This is a genomic window from Brevibacterium sp. CS2, from assembly GCF_005280295.1.
Lineage (GTDB): Bacteria > Actinomycetota > Actinomycetes > Actinomycetales > Brevibacteriaceae > Brevibacterium > Brevibacterium pityocampae.
Window position 1 is genome coordinate 2672193 of the sequence record NZ_CP040020.1, and the last position, 24365, is coordinate 2696557.

At 72.3% G+C, this 24365-nt stretch carries 24 protein-coding genes and 1 pseudogene; 10 read left to right on the forward strand and 15 right to left on the reverse strand.

Annotated features, from left to right (window positions below; all coding sequences use genetic code 11):
• Positions 1–8: 8 nt before the first annotated feature.
• Genes era through hrcA form a run of 7 tightly spaced genes read right to left on the reverse strand, consistent with a single transcriptional unit; the run spans position 9 to position 6701 of the window.
• A complete protein-coding gene (gene era, locus FDF13_RS12055; RefSeq protein WP_137319853.1) occupies positions 9–950 on the reverse strand; it encodes a GTPase Era in 942 nt (313 codons plus the stop codon).
• Positions 947–2206: a hemolysin family protein gene (locus tag FDF13_RS12060; RefSeq protein ID WP_368074039.1), complete on the reverse strand. Its 1260-nt coding sequence runs from the start codon at positions 2204–2206 to the stop codon at positions 947–949. Before FDF13_RS12060 ends, era begins: the two co-directional genes overlap by 4 nt.
• Positions 2207–2212: 6 nt before the next feature.
• Entirely contained in the window at positions 2213–2695 is a 483-nt protein-coding gene (ybeY, locus tag FDF13_RS12065) for an rRNA maturation RNase YbeY (protein ID WP_137319854.1), read from the reverse strand.
• Positions 2692–3729, reverse strand: coding sequence for a PhoH family protein (locus FDF13_RS12070; RefSeq protein WP_254668795.1), 1038 nt, complete (start codon positions 3727–3729; stop codon positions 2692–2694). Before FDF13_RS12070 ends, ybeY begins: the two co-directional genes overlap by 4 nt.
• A gap of 10 nt (positions 3730–3739) precedes the next feature.
• Positions 3740–4561, reverse strand: a complete 822-nt coding sequence (locus tag FDF13_RS12075; RefSeq protein ID WP_137319856.1) for a 16S rRNA (uracil(1498)-N(3))-methyltransferase — start codon at positions 4559–4561, stop codon at positions 3740–3742.
• The gene (gene dnaJ, locus FDF13_RS12080) at positions 4558–5676 is read right to left on the reverse strand and encodes a molecular chaperone DnaJ (protein ID WP_137319857.1); all 1119 of its coding nucleotides are present in this window, start codon (positions 5674–5676) and stop codon (positions 4558–4560) included. The genes FDF13_RS12075 and dnaJ overlap by 4 nt, the downstream gene beginning before the upstream one ends.
• 14 nt (positions 5677–5690) lie before the next feature.
• Positions 5691–6701, reverse strand: coding sequence for a heat-inducible transcriptional repressor HrcA (gene hrcA, locus FDF13_RS12085; protein ID WP_137319858.1), 1011 nt, complete (start codon positions 6699–6701; stop codon positions 5691–5693).
• A 145-nt stretch (positions 6702–6846) separates the two neighbouring features.
• On the opposite strand from hrcA, the pseudogene FDF13_RS12090 reads away from it, so the two are divergent.
• From FDF13_RS12090 to FDF13_RS12100, 3 genes and pseudogenes are all read left to right on the forward strand, one after another.
• Positions 6847–7717, forward strand: a pseudogene (locus tag FDF13_RS12090) (DUF3097 domain-containing protein).
• Between the two features lie 148 nt (positions 7718–7865).
• Entirely contained in the window at positions 7866–8636 is a 771-nt protein-coding gene (locus FDF13_RS12095) for a DUF4870 domain-containing protein (RefSeq protein ID WP_137319859.1), read from the forward strand.
• Between the two features lie 166 nt (positions 8637–8802).
• A complete protein-coding gene (locus FDF13_RS12100) occupies positions 8803–9375 on the forward strand; it encodes a DUF4870 domain-containing protein (protein WP_137319860.1) in 573 nt (190 codons plus the stop codon).
• A 13-nt stretch (positions 9376–9388) separates the two neighbouring features.
• Here the strand turns inward: FDF13_RS12100 and hemW are convergent, their stop codons facing one another.
• On the reverse strand, positions 9389–10621 hold the full coding sequence (hemW, locus tag FDF13_RS12105) for a radical SAM family heme chaperone HemW (protein ID WP_137319861.1): 1233 nt from the start codon (positions 10619–10621) through the stop codon (positions 9389–9391).
• A gap of 76 nt (positions 10622–10697) precedes the next feature.
• Between hemW and FDF13_RS12110 the strand changes: the two genes are divergently transcribed.
• Positions 10698–11228, forward strand: coding sequence for a hypothetical protein (locus tag FDF13_RS12110; RefSeq protein WP_137319862.1), 531 nt, complete (start codon positions 10698–10700; stop codon positions 11226–11228).
• Positions 11229–11249: 21 nt separating this feature from the next.
• Here FDF13_RS12110 and lepA read toward each other — a convergent pair whose 3' ends face one another.
• On the reverse strand, positions 11250–13112 hold the full coding sequence (gene lepA, locus FDF13_RS12115) for a translation elongation factor 4 (RefSeq protein WP_137319863.1): 1863 nt from the start codon (positions 13110–13112) through the stop codon (positions 11250–11252).
• Positions 13113–13227: 115 nt separating this feature from the next.
• Between lepA and FDF13_RS12120 the strand changes: the two genes are divergently transcribed.
• The 3 genes from FDF13_RS12120 to rpsT all read left to right on the forward strand — a co-directional run bounded on the left by FDF13_RS12120 (position 13228) and on the right by rpsT (position 15227).
• Positions 13228–14022: an endonuclease/exonuclease/phosphatase family protein gene (locus tag FDF13_RS12120; RefSeq protein WP_137319864.1), complete on the forward strand. Its 795-nt coding sequence runs from the start codon at positions 13228–13230 to the stop codon at positions 14020–14022.
• Between the two features lie 39 nt (positions 14023–14061).
• The gene (locus tag FDF13_RS12125; RefSeq protein WP_137319865.1) at positions 14062–14793 is read left to right on the forward strand and encodes a type II toxin-antitoxin system PemK/MazF family toxin; all 732 of its coding nucleotides are present in this window, start codon (positions 14062–14064) and stop codon (positions 14791–14793) included.
• Between the two features lie 173 nt (positions 14794–14966).
• Positions 14967–15227 carry a 30S ribosomal protein S20 gene (gene rpsT / locus FDF13_RS12130; RefSeq protein WP_137319866.1) on the forward strand — a complete coding sequence of 87 codons (261 nt, stop codon included), beginning with the start codon at positions 14967–14969 and terminating at the stop codon, positions 15225–15227.
• Between the two features lie 114 nt (positions 15228–15341).
• Here the strand turns inward: rpsT and holA are convergent, their stop codons facing one another.
• The 5 genes from holA to FDF13_RS12155 all read right to left on the reverse strand — a co-directional run bounded on the left by holA (position 15342) and on the right by FDF13_RS12155 (position 21862).
• Entirely contained in the window at positions 15342–16328 is a 987-nt protein-coding gene (gene holA, locus FDF13_RS12135; protein WP_137319867.1) for a DNA polymerase III subunit delta, read from the reverse strand.
• A gap of 39 nt (positions 16329–16367) precedes the next feature.
• Positions 16368–18737: a ComEC/Rec2 family competence protein gene (locus FDF13_RS12140; protein WP_137319868.1), complete on the reverse strand. Its 2370-nt coding sequence runs from the start codon at positions 18735–18737 to the stop codon at positions 16368–16370.
• Positions 18734–19498 carry a ComEA family DNA-binding protein gene (locus tag FDF13_RS12145; protein ID WP_137319869.1) on the reverse strand — a complete coding sequence of 255 codons (765 nt, stop codon included), beginning with the start codon at positions 19496–19498 and terminating at the stop codon, positions 18734–18736. Before FDF13_RS12145 ends, FDF13_RS12140 begins: the two co-directional genes overlap by 4 nt.
• A gap of 139 nt (positions 19499–19637) precedes the next feature.
• Positions 19638–20540, reverse strand: a complete 903-nt coding sequence (locus FDF13_RS12150; RefSeq protein WP_137319870.1) for a DegV family protein — start codon at positions 20538–20540, stop codon at positions 19638–19640.
• On the reverse strand, positions 20537–21862 hold the full coding sequence (locus tag FDF13_RS12155; protein ID WP_137319871.1) for a UDP-glucose/GDP-mannose dehydrogenase family protein: 1326 nt from the start codon (positions 21860–21862) through the stop codon (positions 20537–20539). Before FDF13_RS12155 ends, FDF13_RS12150 begins: the two co-directional genes overlap by 4 nt.
• Positions 21863–22000: 138 nt before the next feature.
• Here FDF13_RS12155 and FDF13_RS12160 point away from each other — a divergent pair, with 138 nt between their 5' ends.
• Genes FDF13_RS12160 through FDF13_RS12170 form a run of 3 tightly spaced genes read left to right on the forward strand, consistent with a single transcriptional unit; the run spans position 22001 to position 23408 of the window.
• Positions 22001–22684 carry a hypothetical protein gene (locus FDF13_RS12160; RefSeq protein WP_137319872.1) on the forward strand — a complete coding sequence of 228 codons (684 nt, stop codon included), beginning with the start codon at positions 22001–22003 and terminating at the stop codon, positions 22682–22684.
• Positions 22681–23064, forward strand: coding sequence for a CrcB family protein (locus FDF13_RS12165; RefSeq protein WP_137319873.1), 384 nt, complete (start codon positions 22681–22683; stop codon positions 23062–23064). Before FDF13_RS12160 ends, FDF13_RS12165 begins: the two co-directional genes overlap by 4 nt.
• Entirely contained in the window at positions 23061–23408 is a 348-nt protein-coding gene (locus tag FDF13_RS12170; protein ID WP_137319874.1) for a CrcB family protein, read from the forward strand. The genes FDF13_RS12165 and FDF13_RS12170 overlap by 4 nt, the downstream gene beginning before the upstream one ends.
• Positions 23409–23510: 102 nt before the next feature.
• Here FDF13_RS12170 and nadE read toward each other — a convergent pair whose 3' ends face one another.
• Entirely contained in the window at positions 23511–24338 is an 828-nt protein-coding gene (gene nadE, locus FDF13_RS12175; protein ID WP_137319875.1) for an ammonia-dependent NAD(+) synthetase, read from the reverse strand.
• Positions 24339–24365 lie beyond the last annotated feature (27 nt).

Genomic DNA, 24365 nt, shown 5'->3' on the forward strand with positions numbered 1-24365 from the left:
CCGGGGGCTCAGGAGAAGTCGAAGCCGAGGCGCCCGAGCTGCTTGGGGTCGCGCTGCCAGTCCTTCGCGACCTTGACGTGGAGGTCGAGGTAGATCGGGGTGCCGAGGAGCGCCTGGATCCCCTGCCGCGCCCGGGTGCCGATCTCCTTGAGCCGCGCACCCCGCTTGCCGATGACGATCGCCTTTTGGCTGGGCCGCTCGACGTAGATGTTCACGTGCACATCCCACAGCGGGTGGTCCTCGTCGCGGCCCTCGCGCGGCCCCATCTCCTCCACCTGCACCGCGAGCGAGTGCGGGAGCTCGTCGCGCACACCCTCGAGCAGCGCCTCGCGGACGAGCTCGGCGACCATGACCGATTCCGGCTCGTCGGTGAGCTCCCCGTCGGGGTACAGCCGGGGCGAGGGCGGGAGGTGCCCGGCGAGCACGCTGTCCACGGTGTCGACCTGGAAGTCGTCCTGCGCGGACACCGGCACGATGTCGGCGAACTCCCCGAGCTCGCCGACCGCCATGAGCGCCTGCGCCACCCGCTCCCGGTCGACGAGGTCGGTCTTCGTCACGAGCGCGACGACCGGGGTGCGGCGTGCAACCTGCTGGAGCTGCTCGGCGATGTAGCGGTCGCCCGGTCCGATCTTCTCGTTCGCCGGCAGGCAGAAGCCGATGACGTCGACCTCGGACAGGGTGGACACGACGAGGTCGTTGAGGCGCGCGCCGAGCAGGGTGCGCGGCCGGTGCAGGCCCGGGGTGTCGACGAGCACGAGCTGGTGGTCCGGCCGGTGGACGATGCCGCGGATCGTGTGCCGGGTGGTCTGCGGCTTCGCCGAGGTGATGGCGATCTTCGCCCCGACGAGCGCGTTCGTCAGCGTGGACTTGCCGGTGTTCGGCCGCCCCACGAAGCAGGCGAAGCCGGCGCGGTGGCCCTCGGGGACGTCGGGATCGATGAGCGATGTCATGGCGTGACCGCCTCCTGGGTCTCGGTGACGACGACGTGGGTGATGCGGTGGCGGCGGCCCTGACCGGGCAGCGCGCGGACGCTGAGGCCGGCGATGACCGCCTCGGAGCCCTCGATCGGCACGCGGCCGATCTCCTTGGTCAGCAGCCCGCCGACGGTGGTGACGTCGTCCTCCTCGATCCGCACGTCGAAGTGGTCGGCGAAGTCCTCGATCTGGGTGCGTGTGCTCACGTGGAAGACGCCCGGGGTGATCTCGGCGATGTCGGCGTCGGCGACGTCGTGCTCGTCATCGATCTCGCCGACGATCTCCTCGACGATGTCCTCGATGGTGATGATCCCCGCGGTGCCGCCGTACTCGTCGACGACGACGGCGACGTGGTTGCTCTCGCGCTGCATCTGCCGCAGCAGGTCGTCGACGGCCTTGGTGTCGGGCACGAAGGCGACGGACCGGGCGAGCGCGCGGACCGGCGTGCCCTGCTCCTCCGGGTGCGCGTGCAGCCGGCGGGCGACGTCCTTGAGGTAGAGCACGCCGATGATGTCGTCGACGTCCTCGCCGATCACCGGGATGCGGGAGAAGCCCGAGCGGAGGAACAGGCTCATCGCCTTGGCGAGCGGGATCTCCGCGTCCACGGTGACGAGGTCGGTGCGCGGCACCATGACCCGGTAGGTGCGGGTGTCGCCGAGGTCGAACACGCTCTTGATCATGTCGCGCTCGTCGTCCTCGATGACATCGGCGCGGTCGACGAGGTCGCGCAGCTGCTCCTCGGACACGAACGGGCCGTCGCGGTACACCTGGGCCGGGGTGAGCATGTTGCCCATCCACACGAGCACGCGGGCGAACGGGCCGAGCGCGGTGCGCAGCCCGGCGACGAGCCCGCCGAGGGCGAGCGACACCGACAGCGAGCGCCGCCGGCCGATCGTGCGCGGGGAGATCCCGGCGACGACGAACACCGCGATCGAGGCGGTGAGCACGGTGCACAGCACCATCTGCCAGCTCGCATCGAACACCGCGTTGTAGGCCATCGCGACGAACACCGTGGCCATCGCCTCGAACACCTGACGGGAGAAGGTGAGGACGTTGATGTGGGTGGGCAGGTCGGCGAGGATCCGGGCGACCTTGGCGGCGCCGCGGCGACCGTCCTCGACCGCGTCGGCGATCTGGTGATGGGACACCGCCCAGAGTGCGGCGTCCGCGGCGGCGAGCATCGCGGCCACGGCGAGGCAGACGAGCGCGAGGGCGAAGAACAGCAGGATCACGGCGGCTCAGTCCTCCGTCGGCTCGGGCACCGAGGTGCGGCCCGGCTCCCTCTCGGAGAACCAGGTGAGGAGGAGGTTGCGCTGCAGACCGAACATCTCCTCCTTCTCCGCCGGCTCCCCGTGGTCGTAGCCCATGAGGTGGAGCAGGCCGTGGACGGTGAGGAGGAGGACCTCGTCGTGCAGGGTGTGCCCGGCGCGCTGCGCCTGCTCGGCGGCGACGGCGGGGCAGATGACGATGTCGCCGAGCGTGCCCTCGGCATCCGTATCCCCGGGCCGCAGCTCGTCCATCGGGAAGGACATGACGTCGGTGGGGCCGGGCAGGTCCATCCACTCGACGTGGAGCTCGCTCATCGCCTCCTCGGAGGCGAACCGGACGTACACCTCGGCGGCGGGGTGGATGCCCATCCGCTCGAGCACGTGCGCGGTGAGCTCCTCGACCTCGCGGAGCGCGATGTCGTAATCGGTCTCGTTGCCGATCTCGACGCTCATCCCCTGCCGCCCTTCCGGGACCGGCCGGGCGCGGACTCCTCCGCGGCGGACCACAGGTCGTAGGCGTCGACGATCGCCGACACGAGGCTGTGGCGCACGACGTCCTTGCTCGTGAGCTCGCAGAAGGCGATGTCGTCGACCCCGGAGAGGATGTCGCGGACGACCTTGAGGCCGCTCCGGGTGCCGCCGGGCAGGTCGATCTGCGTGGCGTCGCCGGTGACGACCATCCGGGAGTTGAAGCCGAGTCGGGTGAGGAACATCTTCATCTGCTCCGGCGTCGTGTTCTGCGCCTCGTCGAGGATGACGAACGCATCGTTGAGGGTGCGCCCGCGCATGTAGGCCAGCGGCGCGACCTCGATCGTCCCGGAGTCGAGGAGCAGCCGGATCCGGTCGGGCTCGATCATGTCGTGGAGCGCATCGTAGAGCGGCCGCACGTAGGGGTCGATCTTCTCGTTGAGGGTGCCGGGCAGGAAGCCGAGCTTCTCGCCGGCCTCGACCGCCGGGCGGGTGAGGATGATCCGGGACACGTCCTTGTGCTGGAGCGCGTTGACCGCCATCGCCATCGCGAGGTACGTCTTGCCGGTGCCGGCCGGTCCCACGCCGAAGGTGATGGTGTGGGTGCGGATCGCGTTGACGTACTGGTGCTGGCCGAAGGTTTTGGGCCGCACGGTGCGCCCGCGGGAGGACAGGATGTTCTCACCGAGCACCTCGGAGGCCGAGGCGCCGGGCACCTCCATCCGGTGCACCCGCCCGACGGTCTCCTCGTCGATCCGGTGGCCGGCGGCCACGAGCTTCTTGAGCTCGCCGATCGTCGTGACGAGCGCGTCGACGTCGTCAGTCGGGCCCTCGAGCGTGAGGTCGCGCTCCCGGCAGTGGATGTCGACGTCGGGTGCGAGCTCCTCGAGCACCCGGAGGTTCGCCTCGGCGGGGCCGAAGAGCGCGACGAGATCGATGCCCTCGGGCACGGAGAGCCGGACCTTCGACGGGAGGGATGCGGGGTTCAGGGGGTGTCCTTTCGCTGCGGCGGTGTCCACCGGCGACAGTCTATCGGGTCGCGCCGGGACCGGCAGGGGCCGCGGGCTCGGAATCGACGGCGGGCTCGGAACCGACATGAGCATCGGCCCAGCGCCCGAGGAGCATCTGGCACAGGGCGAGGCCGACGGGGCCGGCCGAGGAGGTCCGCAGCACGGTGTCGCCGAGGCGCACCGGCACCGCGCCGGCCTCGGTGCACGCCGCGATCTCCTCCGGGGCGATCCCGCCCTCCGGTCCGACGACGAGGACGATCCGTGCGGTGTCCGCCGGGCGCCGGGCGAGTGCGGTGGGCAGATGCACCGCGGCCTCCTCATGGAGCACGAGGACGTGGTCACCGGGGGCGAACGCAGTGGTCAGCCCGGTGCCGCGGGCGAGCCCGGCGAGCTCGGGAATGCGGCTGCGGCGGGCCTGGAGGGTCGCCGCGCGCAGCGTGTTCTCCCATCTCTGGATCATCTTCGCCTGCTTCTTCGCCGGCCAGTCGGCGATCGAGCGCTGCGCCGCCCACGGGACGACGGCGTCGACGCCGACCTCGGTCGCGGCCTCGATCGCCTGGAGGTCGCGGTCCTGCTTGGCGAGCGCCTGGACGAGCACAAGGCCGGGTGCCGGCTCCGGGTCCCGGGTGCATGCGGTGACCTCGACGGTGAGCGCATCCGGTGCGGCCGCCGTGATCGTGCCGGTGATCCGCAGGCCGCGGCCGTCGACGAGCTGGAGGGGTTCGCCGGTGCGCATCCGGCGCACGCGGACTGCGTGGCCGGCCACGTCGGGCCCGCACGCCACCCGCTCGCCCACCGGTGCCGGGGCGAGCCCGTCGGCGAGGTAGACAGGGAGGCTCACCGGCCGGCGAACCTCTCCCGGATCCGGCTGAAGCGGCTCTTCGACTGCTCGCCGACGATCGCCTCGGGCTCGACCTCGTCGCGCGCCTCGGCGAGCTGCTCGAGCAGCTCCCGCTGCCGGGCGTCGAGCTTGTTCGGCGTCTGCACGACGACGGTGACGAGCATGTCCCCGCGCGAGGAGTGCCGCAGGCGGGTGGCCCCGAGACCGGGCAGGCGCTTGACGGTGCCGGACTGGAGACCGGGCTCGATCTCGATCGTCTGCACCCCGTCGAAGGTCTCGAGCTGGACCGCGGAGCCCAGGGCGGCAGCGGTCATCGGGACGGTGAGCATGCACCGCAGGTGGTCGCCGTCGCGGGTGAAGACCGGGTGGTCGATCACCCGGATCTCGAGGTAGAGGTCACCGGGCGGTCCCCCGCCCGGACCCACCTCGCCCTGCCCGGCGAGCTTGATGCGCACGCCGTCGGACACGCCGGCGGGGATCCGCACGGGCAGCGAGCGCTCCGCTCGGACGCGGCCGTCGCCGCCGCAGCTCGTGCACGGGTCGGTGATGCGGGTGCCGTAGCCGCCGCAGTTGTTGCAGGTCTGATTGGTGACCATCTGGCCGAGCAGGGTGCGGGTCATCTGCTGAATGCTGCCGGTGCCGTGGCACAGCGAGCAGGTCTCCGCCGAGGTGCCCGGCCGGGCACCGTCGCCGTCGCAGGTCCCGCACACCTCGGCGGTGACGATCTCGACGGTCTCGGTGTCGCCGAAGACGGCCGTCTCGAGGTCGATCTCGACCTCGATGAGCGCGTCCTTGCCGCGCCGCTGCCGGGAGGCCGGCTGCGTGCGCCCTGCCCCGCCCATGCCGCCGCCGAAGAACGTCTCGAACAGGTCGGAGAAGCCGCCGAAGTCGCCGCCCCCGAATCCCTGCCCGGAGCCGGAGCCGCCGAGGTCGTAGGTCTGCCGCTTGTTCGGATCCGAGAGGATCTCGTAGGCGACGGCGACCTCCTTGAACTCGGCCTCGTGCCCCGGGTTGACGTCGGGGTGGAGCTTCCGGGCGAGCCTCCGGTAGGCCTTCTTGATCTCGTCGGGGGTGGCGTCGCGGTCGACGCCCAGGGTTGCGTAATGATCGCTCACTCAGAGTCCTTTGCTTATTCCGAGAGGATGACGGAGACGTACTTGGCGACGGCGCGCACGGCGGCCATCGTGGTCGGGTAGTCCATGCGGGTGGGGCCGAGGACGGCGAGCTTCGCCTCGGAGTCGTCGGTGCCGTAGCCGGTGGCCACGACCGAGGTGCTCGCGAAGGACTCGACCGGGTTCTCCCGGCCGATCCGCACGCTCACGCGCCCGGTCTCCGCGACCATCGAGGTCAGCAGCTTGAGGAGCACGACCTGCTCCTCGAAGGCCTCGAGCAGGGGGCCGATGTGCGCTCCGAGGTCCCGCCCGGAGCGGGCGAGGTTCGCGGTGCCGGCCATGACGAGCCGGTCCTGCCGGGTCGAGCGGGCGAGATCGGTGACGACCTCGCTGATCGCGGCGGCGACGTCCCGCAGCCCCGGCGGCACGCTCACCGTGTCGCAGGCCGCCGCGACCCGGTCGAGCCGGGTGCGGTGGAGGACCTCGTTGAACGCATCGCGCAGCAGGGCGATGTCGGTCTCGCCGAGCGGCATCCCGGAGTCGACGATCCGCTGCTCGACCTGCCCGGAGTCGGTGATGAGGACGACGAGCAGGCGGTGCGGGGCGATGTCGACGAGCTCGAGGTGGCGCACCTGGGAGGTCGTGGCCATGGGGTACTGGACGACGGCGACCTGGTGCGTGAGCGAGGCGAGGAGGCGGACCGTGCGGTCGAGCATGTCGTCGATGTCGACGGGGCGCTCGATGATCCGCGCGATCGCCCGCTTCTCCGCCGCGGACAGCGGCTTGACCTCGTCGAGCCGGTCGACGAACATCCGATAGCCCTTGTCGGTGGGGATGCGCCCGGCCGAGGTGTGCGGCTGCGCGATGAGCCCCTCCTGCTCGAGGGCGACCATGTCGTTGCGGATCGTCGCCGAGGACACCTCGAGGCCGTGGCGCTCGACGAGCGCCTTGGATCCGACGGGCTCGTTCGTCGCGACGTAGTCCTCGACGATGGCCCGCAGCACGCGGGCGCGGCGGCCGTCATTCATCGCGCTCCCCCCCTGTCCGGCTCCCGTTCGACTGCTCGGTTCTTCGGCTCTCGACTGTCTGGCACTCCACATGTTCGAGTGCCAATCCTACGCCTGTGGGCGGGTGAGTCCCAAAACCCGGGTGCGGGCGACCTACAGTGGCCTGATGACCTATTCCGACCCCTACGGCCGTGATGTGCTCTCCGCCTCCTCCCCCCGCTCCCGGCGCCGTCCGGAGTCCAACGAGGTGCCCGTCGCCCCGGGCCTCGTCGTCGAGGATGCAGAGAGCGGCTGGGTGGGCGCGATCGTCGGCTTCGAGAAGACGAGCGCCGGCCACGTCGTCCACCTCGAGGACCGGCGCGGGCGCACGCGCCCGTTCCCGCTCGGCCCGGGCTACCTCATCGACGGCTCCCCCGTGCGCCTCGTCCGCCCTGTCCCGCGCACCCGGGCTCCCCGGCCGCACCGCCTCGGGCTCGGTGGCCGTGCCCGAGGCGCGCGCCCGGGTGGCCCGGGGCTCGCGGATCTGGGTCGAGGGCAAGCACGACGCGGAGCTCGTGGAGAAGATCTGGGGCGACGACCTGCGGGTCGAGGGGGTCGTCGTCGAACCGCTCGGCGGGCTCGACGACGTGGCCGACCGGCTCGTCGAGTTCGGTCCCGATGCCGCGCACCGGGTCGGCGTCCTCGCCGACCACCTCGTGGCCGGCTCGAAGGAGATGCGGATCGCCGAGGCGGTGACCCGGGATCCGCGCTACGCCGGTGTCGTGCACTTCATCGGCCACCCCTACGTCGACATCTGGCAGGCCGTCCGCCCGGCCGTCGTCGGGATCGCCGCGTGGCCCGAGGTGCCGCGCGGGGAGGACTGGAAGACCGGGGTGCTCCGCCGCATCGGCTGGCCGGCCTCGGACCAGCGGGACGTCGCGCGCGCCTGGCAGCGGATCCTGCGCTCGGTGAGCACGATCGCCGACGTCGACCCCGCGCTCTCCGGTCGGGTCGAGGAGCTCATCGACTTCGTCACGGTCGAGCCCGGAGCGCACTGAGGGGTTCTCGCAGGCTGCTCCCACACCCGTGCGCGGACCGCGGTGTGGCCGAATCGGAACACCCGGAGAATGCGCCGGGCGGCCCGGTGGCATAGCGTAGGGACGTATCGCATCCGTGCGCGCCGCTTCGGAAAGGAAGTCCCCCAGCATGTCGCAGCAGCCCTACGGCCAGGATCCCGGCCGTCCCATGCCCCCCACCTACACCTCCGGCCAGCAGCAGCCCTACGGCTCGCAGCCGCAGGGCGGAGCGGCCTACGGATCACAGCCCCAGCAGCCGTACGGCTCGCAGCAGCCGGCGTACGGCTCCCAGCCGCAGGGTGGGGCCCACGGGTCCCAGCCCCAGGGCGGCGGCGCCTATGGCTCCCAGCCGCAGCAGTCCTACGGCTCCCAGCCGCAGGGCGGAGCGGCCTACGGCTCCCAGCCCCAGTCCTACGGTCAGCAGCAGGCCTACGGCCAGCAGCAGTCCTACGGGCAGCCGGCCATGGGCGGGCTCCAGCAGAGCCGCCCGCCGGGCCCGGGCCTGCGCCACCCGTTGCCCCCGCAGGCCTACGGCCCCGGGTCGCAGAACTTCTGGCAGCCCACCGAGTCGGAGCGCTCGGCGGCGATGTGGACCCACCTCGGCACGCTGCTCATCGGCTGGCTCATGCCGCTCATCATGTTCATCATGAAGAAGGACGAGTCCGCGTTCGTCCGCGAGCACGCCCGCCAGTCGCTCAACGCACAGATCATGAACGCGATCCTGTGCTACGGCATCATGCTCATCAGCCTGCCGCTGATGCTCGTTTTCATCGGCTTCATCACGTTCTGGCTCGCGTTCATCCCGCCGATCATCTACATCGTCTTCGAGATCATCGCCGCCGTCGCCGCGAACAAGGGCGAGGGCTACAAGATCCCGATGAAGGCCGACATGGTCAAGTGACCTGTCGCGCCCCCGCACGCGCCCCGCACCGGATCACCGGAGCGGGGCGCGCGTGCGTCCTGGACCCGGCTAACGCCCCGTACCCGATGTTCCGGACCTGCAACCGGCACCCATGGCACCGGCCCACCGTGGCGGCGTAGTCTCGGAGCAGACGAAAGGAATCCCCATGGCATACCCGCCCCCGCACGGACACGTCCCGCCCCAGCCGCAGTTCCCGCAGCACGGTCAGCCTCAGCAGGGCCCGTATCAGCAGCATCCCCAGCAGCCCCCGTACCAGCAGCCCATGCGCCCGCCGCCGGGGTCCGCCCGCGCCGGGGTCCCGCTGCGCGGCCCGCATCCGGTCGGCGCGTACGGACCGGGTTCGGCCCGCTACTGGAACGCCGATCCCGACGAGCGGCAGATGGGGATGTTCGCCCACCTCGGCGGGCTGCTCACCGGCTTCATCACCCCGCTCATCATCTACGTCCTCAAGAAGGACGAGTCGCCCTTCATCCGCGACCAGGCGCGCCACTCCCTCAACGCCCAGATCAGCTATGTCATCTGGACGGTCGCCGCGCTGGTGGTGTTCAGCGTCGTCGGGTTCGTCCTCGCGCTCGTGACATTCGGGCTCGGGCTCTTCCTCATGTACGCCGGCTTCCTGCCGCTCATCGCGCTCCTGGCGTTCGAGATCATCGCCTGCATCAAGGCCAACGAGGGTGAGGGCTACCGGATCCCGTTCTCCCTCGACCTCGTCAAGTGATCACCGGCTCACCTCAGTCGAGGTGGTCGGTGAGCACGCGCACGAGGTGATCGGCGAGCAGTCGGCCGGTCAGGGTGGGCCGCCACTGCCCGCGCGCGGCTGCACCGGGCTCGAGCAGCCCGCTCGCCTCGAACTCCGCGACCGCGCTCCGGGCACCTGCCGGCAGCGAGTCCGGCGGGAGCCCGTCGCGGATCCGGGCGGCGAGCATGATCCGCTCGATCTCGCGCGTGGGCCCATCGAGCACCTCGCGTCCGATCGCCGGGGACTGCCCGGCGCGCAGGCGATCGGCCCAGGCCCGGGGATGCTTGGCGTTCCAGAACCGGGTGCCGCCGATGTGCGAATGCGCCCCGGCCCCGTAGCCCCACCAATCGGCGTTGTGCCAGTAGGCGAGGTTGTGACGGCACCGGTGCTCATCGCCGCGGGCCCAGTTGCTCACCTCGTACCAGTCGTAGCCGGCGGCGGCGAGCAGTGAGTCGGCGAGTTCGTATTTGTCGGCGAGGTCGTCCTCGTCGGGTATCGGCAGCTCCCCGCGGCGCACCTGCATGCCCATCCGGGTGCCCGGTTCGACGATGAGCGAATAGGCGGAGATGTGGTCGGGGGTGCAGGCGAGCGCGGCCTCGAGCGAGGTCCGCCAGTCGGCGAGCGATTCTCCCGGCGTGCCGTAGATGAGGTCGAGGCTGACGTCGAGGCCCGCAGCGCGCACCCAGTCGACGACCTCGGGGATCCGCCGGGCGTCGTGGGTGCGGTCGAGGGTGGCGAGCACGTGGGGCACCGCGGACTGCATGCCCAGCGAGACGCGGGTGAAGCCGGCGGCGGCGAGCTCGGAGAGGTACTTCGGGCTCAGTGTGTCCGGATTGGCCTCGGTGGTGATCTCCGCGCCCGGAGCGAGCTCGAACCGCTCCCGGATGTCGGCGAGCACCCCAGCGAGCACGGCGGCCGGCAGCAGGGTCGGGGTGCCCCCGCCGAAGAACACCGTCTCCACCGGACGCCGCGGCACCTCGGCCCGGTCGAGCACGGAGAGGGAGAGGTCGAGCTCGGCGCGGATGCCGTCGCGGAAGTCCGCGCGCGAGGCGCCGGGACCGAGCTCCTCGGCGGTGTAGGTGTTGAAGTCGCAGTAGCCGCACCGGACCCGGCAGTAGGGCACGTGGACGTAGAGGCTCAGGGAGCGCTCCCGGGCACCGGATGCGGCTGCGGGCGGGAGTGCGCCGTCGAGCGGCGGGGTGTCCCCTTCGGGCTGTGCGGGCATCCACCCATCGTGGCACATGTGCACAGGCCGGTCAGCCGCCTATGATGTGGGGTACGTCGCTACCCGGAGGGAATGCATGTCCGCCCCGTACAGCTCGCCGTCGTCCGAACCGCACCGCTCCCCCGCCGGAGAGCCGATGCCGGCCGACGACCGCGGGATATCCGCCCCGCGCACCTGGCGCACCGCGGGCCTGTCCGAGCACCCGCCGGCGGCGGCACCCGCTCCGGTCTCCTCGACGCATCCGCCCGAGCGCGAGATCCGGTTCGTCGACTTCCCCGGGATCGAGGTGACGAGCACCGGCGTGCACACACCGGCCGGCACGATCCCCCTCGACCAGGCGCGCTTCTTCCTCGCCGACCGGACGTGGACCACTCGCAGCACCCCGGGCTGGGCGATCGCGCTGGCGATCGGCGGATTCTTCGTGGTGACGTTCTTCAGCCTGCTGTTCCTGCTCGCCAAGGACGAGCGGACGACGGGCTATGTCGACGTCACGGTGACCGGCGCCGGGGTGAGTTACACATCCTCGGTGCCGATCGCCTCGGCGCGGGCACGCGCGGAGATCCACTCCCGCTGGGCCTACGCCCAGCAGCTCGCCGGGCGCATCTGAGACCGGCCGCGGGGCCGACGGCTACTTCTTGGCGGACTTCGAGTCGTCGGTGGAGAGCGCGGCGATGAAGGCCTCCTGCGGCACCTCGACCCGGCCGACCATCTTCATCCGCTTCTTGCCCTCCTTCTGCTTCTCGAGCAGCTTGCGCTTGCGGCTGATGTCGCCGCCGTAGCACTTGGAGAGCACGTCCTTGCGGATCGCGCGGATCGTCTCGCGGGCGATGATGCGCGAACCCACGGCGGCCTGGATCGGCACCTCGAACTGCTGGCGCGGGATGAGGTCCTTGAGCTTGCCGGCCATGAGCACCCCGTAGGAGTACGCCTTGTCGCGGTGCACGATCGAGGAGAAGGCGTCGACGGGATCCCCGTGGAGGAGCACGTCGACGCGCACGAGGTCGGCGACCTGCTCGCCGTCCATGTCGTAGTCGAGGGAGGCGTAGCCCTTGGTGCGGGACTTGAGCTGGTCGAAGAAGTCGAACACGATCTCCGCCAGCGGCATCCGGTAGCGCAGCTCGACGCGGTCCTCGGACAGGTAGTCCATGCCCTGCATCTGCCCGCGCTTCGACTGGCACAGCTCCATCACCGCGCCGACGTAGTCGCTCGGCAGGAGGACGGTGGCGCGCACCATCGGCTCGCGCACCTCGCGGACCTTGCCGTCGGGGTACTCCGAGGGGTTGGTCACCTCGTGCTCGGTGCCGTCCTCCATGGTGACGTGGTAGACGACGCTCGGGGCGGTGGAGATGAGGTCGAGGTCGAACTCGCGCTCGAGCCGCTCGCGGACGATCTCGAGGTGGAGCAGCCCGAGGTACCCGCAGCGGAAGCCGAAGCCGAGCGCGGCCGACGTCTCCGGCTCGTAGACGAGCGCGGCGTCGTTGAGCTTGAGCTTGTCGAGCGCGTCGCGCAGCACGGGGTAGTCGGAGCCGTCGATCGGGAACAGTCCGGAGAACACCATGGGCTTGGGGTCCCGGTAGCCGCCGAGGGCCTCCTCGGCGGGCTTCCGGGCGGCCGTCACGGTGTCGCCGACGCGCGACTGGCGGACGTCCTTGACGCCGGTGATGAGGTAGCCCACCTCGCCGACGCCCAGGCCCTTGCTCGGGGCGGGCTCGGGGGTGGAGGCGCCGATCTCGAGGAGCTCGTGGGTGGCCTGCGTCGACATCATCACGATCTTCTCCCGCGGCGAGAGCTGCCCGTCGACGACGCGGACGTAGGTGACGACACCGCGGTAGGTGTCGTAGACGGAGTCGAAGATCATCGCGCGGGCAGGTGCGTCGGCATCGCCCTGCGGCGGCGGGATCTCCTCGATGATGCGGTCGAGGACCTCCTCGACGCCCTCACCGGTCTTCCCGGAGACGAGCAGGACCTCCTCCGGCTCGCAGCCGATGAGGTTCGCGAGCTCCGCGGCGTATTTCTCCGGCTGCGCCGCCGGCAGGTCGATCTTGTTGAGCACCGGGATGATCGTGAGGTCGTTCTCCATCGCCAGGTAGAGGTTGGCCAGCGTCTGCGCCTCGATCCCCTGCGCGGCGTCGACGAGCAGCAGCGCGCCCTCGCAGGCGGCGAGCGAGCGGGACACCTCGTAGGTGAAGTCGACGTGGCCGGGGGTGTCGATCATGTTGAGCGCGTACGGGGTGCCGCCGACCTCCCAGGGCATCCGCACCGCCTGGGACTTGATGGTGATCCCGCGCTCCCGCTCGATGTCCATCCGGTCGAGGTACTGGGCGCGCATGTCGCGCTGCTCCACCACGCCGGTGATCTGCAGCATGCGGTCGGCCAGCGTCGACTTGCCGTGGTCGATGTGCGCGATGATGCAGAAGTTGCGGATCAGCTCCGGCGGCGTCGAGGCGACCGCGATCTGGGGGACTGCGGACGCGCTCACCTGAGGTGCCATTGACGTGGGTTCCCTTTCTTCTGGACCGGACACTCATTGTTCCACACCGGCACCGCCGCGCCGACTCGCACCGGGGCCCGCGCCTGCCGCGGGGACGCCGTCCTAGACTGGCGGCATGCCGACCGAGGAGCCTGCACCCGATCCGCTGTCCGTGATGTCGTACAACCTGCGCTACCCGGCGCTCGACCGGAATCCGTGGCGCCGCCGCCGGCCGGTCGCCGCGGCGATGCTCCGGGAGTCCGCGCCGCACCTCGTCGGCTCCCAGGAGGGGGTCCACCGGCAGCTCACCGAGCTCGTCGACGGCCTGCCGGAGCACTACGCATGGCTCGGCGAGGGGCGCGAGGGCGGGGACCGCGGTGAGTTCACCGCGGTGATCTACGACTCCCGCCGGATCGGCATCGACCACGTCTCCGTCGAGTGGCTGTCCGAGCGGCCGCGGGTCGCCGGCTCGGTGTCCTGGGGCGCGCGCAGTCCCCGCACCCACACCGTCGTCGACTGCACCGATCTGCTCACCGGCACCGACCTGCGCTTCCTCAACACCCACCTCGACCACCGCTCCGAGCGCGCCCGCGAGCACTCCGCCGACGCCCTGCTCGCCGCGATCGCCGGCGCCGGCGGACGGGCGTGCATCCTCACCGGGGACTTCAACGTGACCCAGGATTCGGCGATCCACGCCCGCCTGCTCGACGAGGGCGGGCTCGCGGACGCCGTGACCGGGGCGCCCTCGCCGGACGCGGACATCAACACCTTCCACGCGTACCGAGGGCCGAAGCGGGAGGGGAATCGGATCGACTGGATCCTCCACTCCCGCGAGCTGCGTCCGGTGCGCACCGCGGTCAACCTGTTCGGCCGGGGGAAGCAGTACCCCTCGGACCATTTCCCCATCGAAGCCGACTTCGTCCCCGCCTGAGCCGGGAGTGAGCTGCGCCCGCCCGGTATCGTGGAACGCATGAACTTCAAGAATCTCGCTCGGCGCGCCGTCAACGCCGGGGTGCGCAGCGGCGTGCGCTATGCGACCCGCAAGCTCCGGGACCCGGCCGCCCGCAATGCACTCGGTGGTCTGCTCGGCGGGCGCGAACCCGCCCAGGTCCTCGAGGAGTACCGCGACCGACCGGACGGGCGCACGCGCTCCACCGGCGCCCGCGCCGGAACGAAGCGCTCCGGCTCCGCAGCGAACCCGCCCGCACCCGCCGGACCGCGCGACGGCTTCGACCGCGCCAAGCCGGCACCCCGCTCCCGGCCCAGGCAGCGCTTCCCGCAGCGTCCCGCCGGCGGCTACCCGGGCGACCACACCGGCCCGATCCGGCCCGTCTACGCCCCCGACCTCGACGGCGACGCCGATCCCGGGGAGGTCGTGTGGGGGTGGGTCCCCTACGAGGAGGACCACACGCAGGGCAAGGACCGACCGGTGCTCATCATCGGCCACGAGGGCCGCTGGCTGCTCGGCCTCATGCTCACGAGCAAGGACAATGTGCCCGGCGGGGTCGGCGAGGTCCGCTCCGACGGGCGGTCGCGCTGGATCAACATCGGGAGCGGCGACTGGGACTCCCAGGGCCGGCCCTCGGAGGTGCGACTCGATCGGGTCATCCGGATCGACGACCACGCCGTGCGGCGCGAAGGGGCGATCATGCCGATGGAGCTGTTCTCCCGCGTCGTGTCCGAGGTGCGCGCCGGCACCTGAACCGTGTAGTCTGGTGTGCTGTATGTTCACCACGGTGTGTGTCTCACCTTGGTCGGGTGGACGTACACCTGCTCAGCATTGAGTGACGCTCGTGTTTCCCCGCGATGTCGTCCACCGGTGGGCGGGCAGCCCTCACGACCATCCATGAACACGAACACGAAAGAGTGTCGAAGTTGGCAAACATCAAGTCCCAGATCAAGCGGAACCTGACGAACGAGAAGGCCCGTCTGCGCAACAAGCAGGTGCGCACCGAGGTCAAGTCCGTCACCCGCGTCGTGCGCGAGCAGGTCGAGGCCGGCAACGCCGATGAGGCGAAGACCGCTCTCCAGGCGGCCTCGCGCAAGCTCGACAAGGCCGTGTCGAACGGCGTGCTGCACAAGAACACGGCAGCCAACCGCAAGTCGAAGCTCGCGAAGCTCGTCAACGGTCTCTGAGCCGCATCCCACGCGCAGAGCCGGTTCCCGCAGTGCGGGGGCCGGCTCTCGTCATGTCCGGGCCCGCGGGCACTGTGCTCAGTGTCGGGCACGGTACCGGGCACGACGCTGGGCTCAGTGCCGGCGGGCCTGCGCGCTCACCCGGGTGACGAGCCGTTCGACGGCATAGACCGGGTCCCGGCCGGCGCCCTTGACCTCCTCGTCCGCGCGGGCGACCGCGAGGAGCGCCTGGCCGAGTGCGAGGTCGTTCCAGGAGCGGAGGTCGCGGCGGGCGCGGTCGACCTGCCAGGGGGCCATCTTGAGCTCCGAGGCGAGTTGGCCGGGACTGCCGGAGACCCCCTGGACGCGGGCCATGGTGCGCAGCTTGAGCGCGAGCGCGGCGACGAGCGGCACCGGGTCGGTGCCGGTGGCGAGCGCGTGACGCAGCAGCGTGAGGGCCTCCGCGGAGCGGCCGGCGACCGCGGCGTCGGCGACCTTGAAGCCGGTCGCCTCGACCCGCCCGCCGTAGTAGCGATCGACCATCGCCTCGGTGATCGGCCCCGTAGTGTCCTGGAGGAGCTGCTCGATCCCGGCGTTGAGCTCGGACAGGTCCGCGCCGAGCGCGCTCATGAGCGCGGCGAGGGCCGGGGGCTCGATGGTCCGCTCGGCGCGCTTGAACTCCGCGAGTGCGAAGTCCTGGCGGTCGGATTCGCTCTTCATCACCTGTGCGTCGATGCGCGGGTAGCCGGCCTTGTCGATCGCGGTGAGGAGCTTGGAGCCGCGGTTGCCGCCGGAGTGCTTGAGGAGGACGACGGCGTCCTCGTTGACCTCGCCGACGTAGGCCAGCGCGTCCTGGAGGAAGTCGTCGCCGCACTGGGCGACGGAGTCGACGATGACGAGCTTGCGGGTGGCGAACAGCGACGGGGCGGCGGCCATCGCGAGGTCACCGGCCTCGTAGCGCACGGCGTCGAGGTGCGTGGTCTCGAGGTCCTTGTGCTTGCGGCAGGCCGCGACGATGCGGTCCTGCGCCTTGCGCACGAGCACGGATTCACCCCCGGAGATCACGACGACGGGCGCCGGCTTGGCGCGGGTCCACGGCACGAGGGTCTTCTTGGCTGCCACGTGCTCCACCCTACCGGTGGGCGCGGACACGGGACTCCCTCACACCGGGCATCGCGCACCTCCCCGGGCGGCCGCGACCCGCGGGCCCGGGGCGAGCACGAGCGTGCCGCATTCGTCGGTGCGCAGCACGGGTGCGGAGCCGAACGCCGCGAGGCTGCCGGCACTCGGGTGGCCGTAGCCGTTGTCCTCCCCCACCGACACGACGCCCAGGCGCGGCGCGGCCGCGGCGTAGAACTCCGGGCTGAGATCGCTCGAACCGTGGTGCGGGGCGAGCAGCACGTCGACGGGCGGCACGGTGCGGGCGAGCCGGCGCTGCTCGGCCTCCCCGATGTCCCCGGGGACGAGCACGGTGAGGCCGGGCACAGTGACGAGGACGACCGCGGAGGAGGCGTTCGTGTCCTCCGCTGCGTCGTCGTCCGCCGTGCCGCCGGCTCTCGCACTACCGTCCGGCGCCGTCCCCGTGCCTGCTGATCCCGTGCCTGCTGACCCCGCCGGTGGCCAGAGGATCTCCCAGCTCGCCCGGCCCGCGGAGAACTGCGTTCCTGCCTCGACCTCGGTGACGGGGACGCCCGGGTGCGCGCCGAGGAGCGCACGGGCCCGCCGGTGTCCTCCGGCCCCGGCCGGGAACTGGATCGCGGTGAGGCTGCGGCCGCGCACCACGCCGGGGTGCCCGGCGACGTGGTCGGCATCGAAGTGGGAGACGAGCAGGTGCACTTCACGGATCCCCGCCGCCGACAGGCAGGAATCGACGGCGGCGGAATCCGGTCCGGTGTCGATGAGGAGGGCCTGCTCGGCTCCGAGCCGCACGAGGGTCGCGCTCCCCTGCCCGACGTCGCAGACGAGGACCTGCCAGTCCGCCGGCACCCGCCGGTGCACCACCGGGAGGAGAGTGCCGGCGAGCAGGCAGAGGACGAGCACCGCGGCGCCGATGGCGGGGCCGGCCCGGAGGCGGAGGAGGACGGCGAGAGCGAGCCCGAGCGCGGCACCGGCGGCCAGGACGATCCCCAGGGCACCGGTGGGCCACGGCCACACCGCGGCGGGCAGCTCTGCGCCCACCCGGGCGAGCCGGGCGATCCACCACGCGCACCCCGTCGCCGGCAGTGCGAGCAGTGAACCGCACAGCTCGATGGCTGCGAGCACGGGTCCGGCGGCCGCTGCGGCGAGCAGTCCGAATGCCAGGACGAGCATCCCGAGCAGGGTCGCCGGTGCGACGAGCGGGGCGGCGAGCACGTTCGCCGGGACCGCCCAGGCGCTCAGGGTGCCGCCGATGCCGAGGAGAACCGGGGTCACCCCGATCTGTGCGGTGATCGGCACCGCGAGGGCGGCGGCGACCGGATAGGGCACCCGCCGGTCCTGCAGCAGCTCGGTGAGCCCGGGGCCGAGGAGCACGAGGGCCGCGGTGGCGGCGACGGAGAGGTGGAAGCCCGGTTCCCCGGCGAGAGCGGGCCGCAGCACGATCACCCCGATCACGGCGCTCGCGAGGACGGCCGGGCCCCGCGTGCCGGTGCCGCGCAGGAGCACGATCGCACCGACGAGGCCCATCCCGGCGGCCCGGATGACGCTCGGCTCGGGTCCGACGACGAACACGTAGCCGGTGGTGACGACCACCGCGGCCCCGATCGCCCAGCCGCGTCCCGCTCCGGTGCGCCGCACCGTCCACATGATGCCGAGGGCCACGATGGAGATGTTCGAGCCGGACACCGCGGTGAGGTGGGCGAGCGACACCGTGCGCATGTCCTCCTCGAGGCCGGGCGCGAGCCCCTCGACGTCGCCGACGACGAGCCCGGGGAGCAGCCCCGCCCCGTCATGGTCCCGGACTCCACCGAGTGCCGCCGCTCCGCCGTCCGTCCCTTCACCGAGCGCGCAGCGGGCGAGGAAGCCGCGCACCTCTGCGCGCAGCCGCCACGCCGGGCCCGGCTCCTCGAGGACGGTGAGTGGCCCATTCGCGAACAGGGCCGCGGACGCCGCTTCGGGCTCGATCCGTCCGGTCACGTGCACCCGGGAGCCGGCGGGCGGGAGCGGCTCGCGGGAGATCACGGTGACCGGACCGGCGGCGGTGCGCAGCTGGGCCCGGTGCGCACCGGAGGGCCCGGTGACGGGATCGGTGAGGACCGTCGCCTCGCCGGCGTACTCCCCCGGTGCATCGGGCACGACGGTGCGCGCGGTCCACACCCCGGCGCTCACCGCGGCGGCGAGCAGTCCCACCGACAGCACCCAGGCCAGCAGGCCGCGTGCGCGGACCGCGCGCCTCAACAGGAGCAGCGCGGCGGCCAGGGTGCACAGGAGCGCGGCGACGACGGGCGCCCAGCCGTGCACGGGGACCACGGCAGCCACCCAGGCGCACGTCGCGGCGAGGACGAGCCGAGCGGTCGCGGCCCGTTCGAGGAGCCAGGTCCTCACGGCGCTCATACCGTCACCAGGTCACGGAGGCGTGCGAGGGTCGCGTCTCCGATCCCCGGCACGTCGATGAGGTCGTCGACGGCGGCGAAGGGCCCGTTCTCGGTGCGGTGGGTGATGATCGCCTCCGCCGTGGCCGGGCCCACGCCGGGCAGCGTGTCGAGGCCGGCGGCATCGGCGGTGTTGATGTTGACGAGCGCCTGCCCGGGCGGTCCGGGACCCGGCCCGGCCGGCGGTGCGCCGGGCGTCGGTGGGACCGCAGGCGGTGCAGCAGGTGCCGCGGGTGCGGCTCCCGGTGGGTTCTCGCCGTGGGCGGGCACAATGATCTGCTCGCCGTCGGTGAGCACGCGGGCGAGGTTGATCGCACTCGTGTCGGCGTCGTCGGTAGGGCCTCCGGCGGCGGTCAGGGCGTCGGCGACCCGGCTGCCGTGCGGCAGCCGCACGACCGCGGGGCGCGCGACGGCGCCGACGACGTGGACGGTGATCTCCACCGGCGCGCTCGTCGCGGCAGCCGGGCCGGACTCGGCAGTGCTGCTCGCCGCCACCGGCTCGCCGGCCGGCAGGTCCGCGGGCTCCTCCGTGGGGGCCAGCACCACGAAGGCGACGATCCCGGCGAGCACGACGCCGAGCACGGCGAGGACGGCGAGCTTCGCCGGCACCGGTCGGGAGCGCGGAGCGGGATCCTCCTCGGGCTCCTCGTCCTCGGGCAGCCAGCCGTGGGTGCTGCTCCGTCCGACGAGGAGGGCGAAGCGGTCGTCCGGTGAGGGTGCCATGCGCCCGAGGCTAGGTGCCCGGGCATCCCGGTTCACCGACCCTCGACGACCTGTGGATGAGCGCGCGGCCGTCCACCGCAACCGACCGCAGGCGTGGCCGGGGCTGTGACCCGAGGACGGGCCGGACCCTCAGCCGGTGTCAGGGGCGCGTCTGCACGGCGACGCCGAGCGCGCCGGGGCCCACGTGGGCGGTGATCACCGTGGAGAGCACCTCGGTGCGCACCACCGTGCCGGCGGGAAGATCCGCGGCGGCGAGCTTCTCCTGCATCCGCCGCACCCCGGCCCCGGCGGTCTCCGGGGTCGACTCGGGGTGGAGGAGGACGACCTCGAGCGCGGCGTCGGCCGCCCGCTCCCGGTACTCCGCACAGGATTCCGCGACGAGCGCGACGAGCCGGTCCTCGGCCTTCGCCATCGTCCGCACCCGGGCCAGCGGCACCACCGCGCCCTCGCGCAGCCCGAGCACCGGGGTGATCGCGAGCGCCCGCCCGAGCAGCGAGGCCGCCCGCCCGATCCGGCCGCCGCGCCGCAGGTACTCGAGATCCTCAGGGACGAAGAAGGTGCGGGTCTCGGCCTCGCACCAGTCGGCGACCTCCCCGGTGACGGCCGCCGGCGGCAGATCGGAGGCGATGCCGGCGACGGCCACCGCGACCGCTCCGGCGAGTCCGGCCGAGGTGGTGCGGGAGTCGATGAGGTGCACGGTGAGCTCGGGGTGCTCGGCCGCAGCGGCGACCGCCGAGCCGTGCGTGCCGGAGAGCACCGCGGGCAGGGTGAGGACGAGCACCTCGACCGCACCGCGCTCCGCGAGCTCGCCGAGCGCGGCGGAGAACGCCTGCGCGCTCGGCATCGACGTCTGCACACGGGCGCCGGAGCGCATGTGCTCGCACAGCTCGTCGGGCGACCATCCGCCGTCGGCGCGCATCTCCTCGCCCACCTCCACGCTGAGGTCGACGACGCGGAAGAGACCGCCGAGCGCCGCCTCGAGCTCCGCACGCCGGGCGGCGGACAGCTGGGCGGTGGAGTCGACGACGACGGCGGTGCTCATGGCCGACCCAGCGCCCGATACGTCCAGCCGGCTGCGCGCCACTGCACGGGGTCGAGGACGTTGCGGCCGTCGACGATCGCCCGGCCGCGCACCAGGTCCGCCGCGTGCTCGGGCTCGAGCTGCCGGTACTGCGGCCATTCGGTGAGGAGGAGCACCGCGTCGGCATCGCGCAGCGCCGTGTCGAGGTCGGGCTCGTAGCCGAGGTCGGGGAACATCCGGCGTGCGTTGTCGATCGCCTGCGGGTCGGTGACGGTGACGGTGCCGCCCTGGAGGCTGATGAGGCCGGCGACCGCGAGCGCCGGCGAGTCCCGGACGTCGTCGGAGTCGGGCTTGAAGGCGGCTCCGAGGATGGTGATGTGCTTGCCGATGAACGAGCCGTGGACGACTTCGCGGGCGAGGTCGACCATGCGCACCCGGCGGCGCATGTTGATCGAGTCGATCTCGCGGAGGAACGCGACCGCCTGGTCCGCGCCGAGCTCCCCGGCCCGGGCCATGAACGCCCGGATGTCCTTGGGCAGGCAGCCGCCGCCGAAGCCGAGGCCGGCGTTGAGGAACTTGCGGCCGATCCGGTCGTCCATCCCGATCGCGTCGGCGAGCAGCGTGACGTCCGCCCCGGCGGCCTCGCACAGCTCGGCCATCGCGTTGATGAAGGAGATCTTCGTGGCGAGGAAGGAGTTCGCCGCGGTCTTGACGAGCTCGGCGGTCGCGTAGTCGGCGACGAGGCGCGGGGTGCCGGCGGCGAGCGTCGCCGCGTACACCTCATCCAGCGCGGCGGTCGCCTGCTCGCCGGCCGCGCCCTCGGGCACGCCGTAGACGAGCCGGTCCGGGGTCACGGTGTCCTCCACCGCATGGCCCTCACGGAGGAACTCGGGGTTCCACGCGAGCTCGGCGCCGGTGGGTCGGATGAGCTCGGCGAGGCGGGCGGCGGTGCCGACCGGCACGGTCGACTTGCCGACGACGAGGTCCCCGGCCTTGAGGACCGGGAGCAGCGATTCGACGGCGGCGTCGACATAGGTGAGGTCGGCGGCGAACTCGCCGCGGCGCTGCGGGGTGCCCACGCACACGAAGTGGACGGTCGCCTCGGCGGCCGCCGCGATGTCGGTGGTGAAGGTGAGGACGGCCGGGGCGTCGGCGTCGTCGCTCTGCGCGGAGGCGAGCAGCTCCTCGAGGCCGGGCTCGAAGAACGGCGCACGCGCGGCGGAGAGGGACTCGATCTTCGCCTCGTCGACGTCGACGCCGACCACGCGGTGTCCGAGCGACGCCATGGCCGCGGCGTGGACCGCGCCGAGGTACCCGCATCCGATGACCGAGATCGTGCTCATGTTCCACCTGTCCTTGTGTTCGCTGTCGCGGCGGCGGGGCCCGCCGCCTCCCAGCATAGAGCGACCCGCCGCCGCACCGCTCACCGGCCGGCGGGTCGGATGCGCGTGGGCAGGCTGCGCATTGAGTACCCTGGGGGCGTGAAGCGATTCGGTGATTTCCTCGTCAACTCCCCCGCCGCACTGCAGCTCGGGGGGACGACGGTCGTGCTGCTCGTCCTCTTCCTCATCCCCGCTCTCCATCCGATCGCCTGGATCATCGGTCTGCTCGCCGTCGTCGTGCTCGCCGGGGTGCTCGTGCTGTGGTTCCTCGAGTGGCGGCGCACCCAGGACCGGATCGACCAGCTCAACGCCCGCCTGGCAAAGGCGCACGCGGCGATCGGCGGGGTCAGCCTGAGCCCGGTCGCCGAGGACGAGCCGTCGGCCGACACCGTGCGCGCCGAGCGCATCCGGGAGCTCTTCCCCACGGGCTCGGGCCTCGTCCAGGAGCTGCGGGTGGAGTCCGGCTTCAGCCCTCTGCCGACCGCACTCGTGGCCCCGCTGCGGGAGTTCCTCGACGAGTTCTCGCACGCGAGCTTCGAGAACCCCGCCTCGCATTTCGCCTTCATGGACCTCTACCGGGCCGGCACCGCGCTCACCGAGTGGCTCGACTCGCAGACCCAGGACACCGCCGGGAAGCTCGAGATGGTGCCCGGTGACGTGCGTGAGGGCGGCTGGCGCGGCTTCGCCGAGGCGCGCGAGGCCGGGCAGCGTCGGATCGATGCCTTCCTCACCACCCGCCAGACCTTCGAGCGCACCGCCCTGGAGAACGACGTCCTCGGATGAGTCGGCGCCTGCCGCCCGGTGCGGCCGCGGCCGCGGTGGCCGCCGGCGGGCTCCTCGGCGCCCTCGGCCGGTTCGCGCTCACCGGGTCCCCCGTCTCCGAGCTCACTGCGCTCGCCCTCGTCAACGGCGCCGGCACCCTCGCCCTCGCCGTCCTGCTCAGCGCCCTGCACGGCATCGATTCGGCGCGCGCGAGCGGCTGGCGGCTGTTCGCCGGGACCGGCGTGTGCGGCTCGCTCACCACGTGCTCCGCGCTCGGGATCGCACTGCTCCGGACGGATCCCGCGACCGCGCTGCTCGCCGGCGCCGGGTTCGCCGTCGGCGGGACGCTGTGCGCGGGGCTGGGCTGGTGGGCCGGCCGGCGTCTCAGGCCGCGCCCATGATCGTCCTCGTGGGGCTCGCCGGAGCGGCGGGCGCGCTCACCCGCTGGCAACTCGATGCGGTGCTCACCCGGGTCCTGCCGCAGGCCTGGCGGCCCCTGTCGATCCTGCTCATCAACGTCCTCGGCAGCGGTCTGCTCGGCGTCCTCGCCGGGCATCCGGCGCCGGTGCCGGTCATCGCGGGTGCAGGGTTCCTCGGCGCCTTCACGACCTTCTCCACCGCTTTCGTCGACGTGCTCCGTCTGCTCCTGGCGCGGCGCCGGGCCGCAGCGGTGCTCTACGGCGCGGCGACCCTCGCGCTCAGCGTCGCCGCCGCGGCGGCCGGGTGCGCGCTCGGCGGGTGGTGAGGGGCACGTGGCCGAGGTGCCCCGCTGCCGGCAGGCCCGACGCCGGGTTGGTCGGTGGCATCGAGCTCAGCGCCGGATCCACCCCGCTCAACGCCGTCGAGCTCAGTGCCGGATCCACCAGCTGTCGCTCGGGGCTACCGGCATCTGCCGCTTGTGCTCGCTCGACCGGTAGCGGTCTTCGATCCGCTGAGCGACCTCCGCTGCGACCTCGCGGCCCTCGAGGTAGTCGTCGATCTGCTCGTAGGTGAGCCCGAGCGAGGACTCGTCGGTCTGTCCCGGCGCCTCGTCGAGGAGATCCGCGGTGGGCGCCTTGAGATAGGTGCTCTCCGGGGCCTCCAGGTGGGCGAGCAGCGCCCTCCCCTGGCGCTTGGTCAGACCGGCCAGCGGCACGATGTCGGCCGCCCCGTCCCCGTGCTTGGTGTAGAAGCCGGTGACCGCTTCCGCGGCGTGGTCCGTGCCGATGACGAGCCGCGACTTCTCCGCGCCGATCGCGTACTGCACGACCATGCGCATCCGGGCCTTGACGTTGCCCTTGTTGAAGTCGCTGATCGGGTGGCCGAGCGCCTGCTCGAGATCCGCCGCCGTGCCGTCGGTGCCGCCGGCGATGTTCACCGTGAGCACCTCGTCGGCTCCGATGAAGTCGAGCGCGGTCCGGGCGTCGGCCTCGTCGTGCTGCTCCCGGTAGGGCAGGCGCACGGCGCAGAAGCGGGCCTCGTGCCGGCGGCGGCGCAGCTCCTCGGCGGCGAGCTGGGCGAGCCGCCCGGCGAGCGTCGAGTCCTGCCCGCCGGAGATCCCGAGCACGAACCCGGAGGCGCCGGCGGTGAGGCAGTACTCGACGAGGAACTGCACGCGCCGCTCGACCTCCACGGCGGGGTCGATCGAGGGCTGGACGCCCAGGGCCTGTCGGATGGAGTCGGAGAGTGCGCTCATACCCCCAGACTACCGACTCGATGTGAC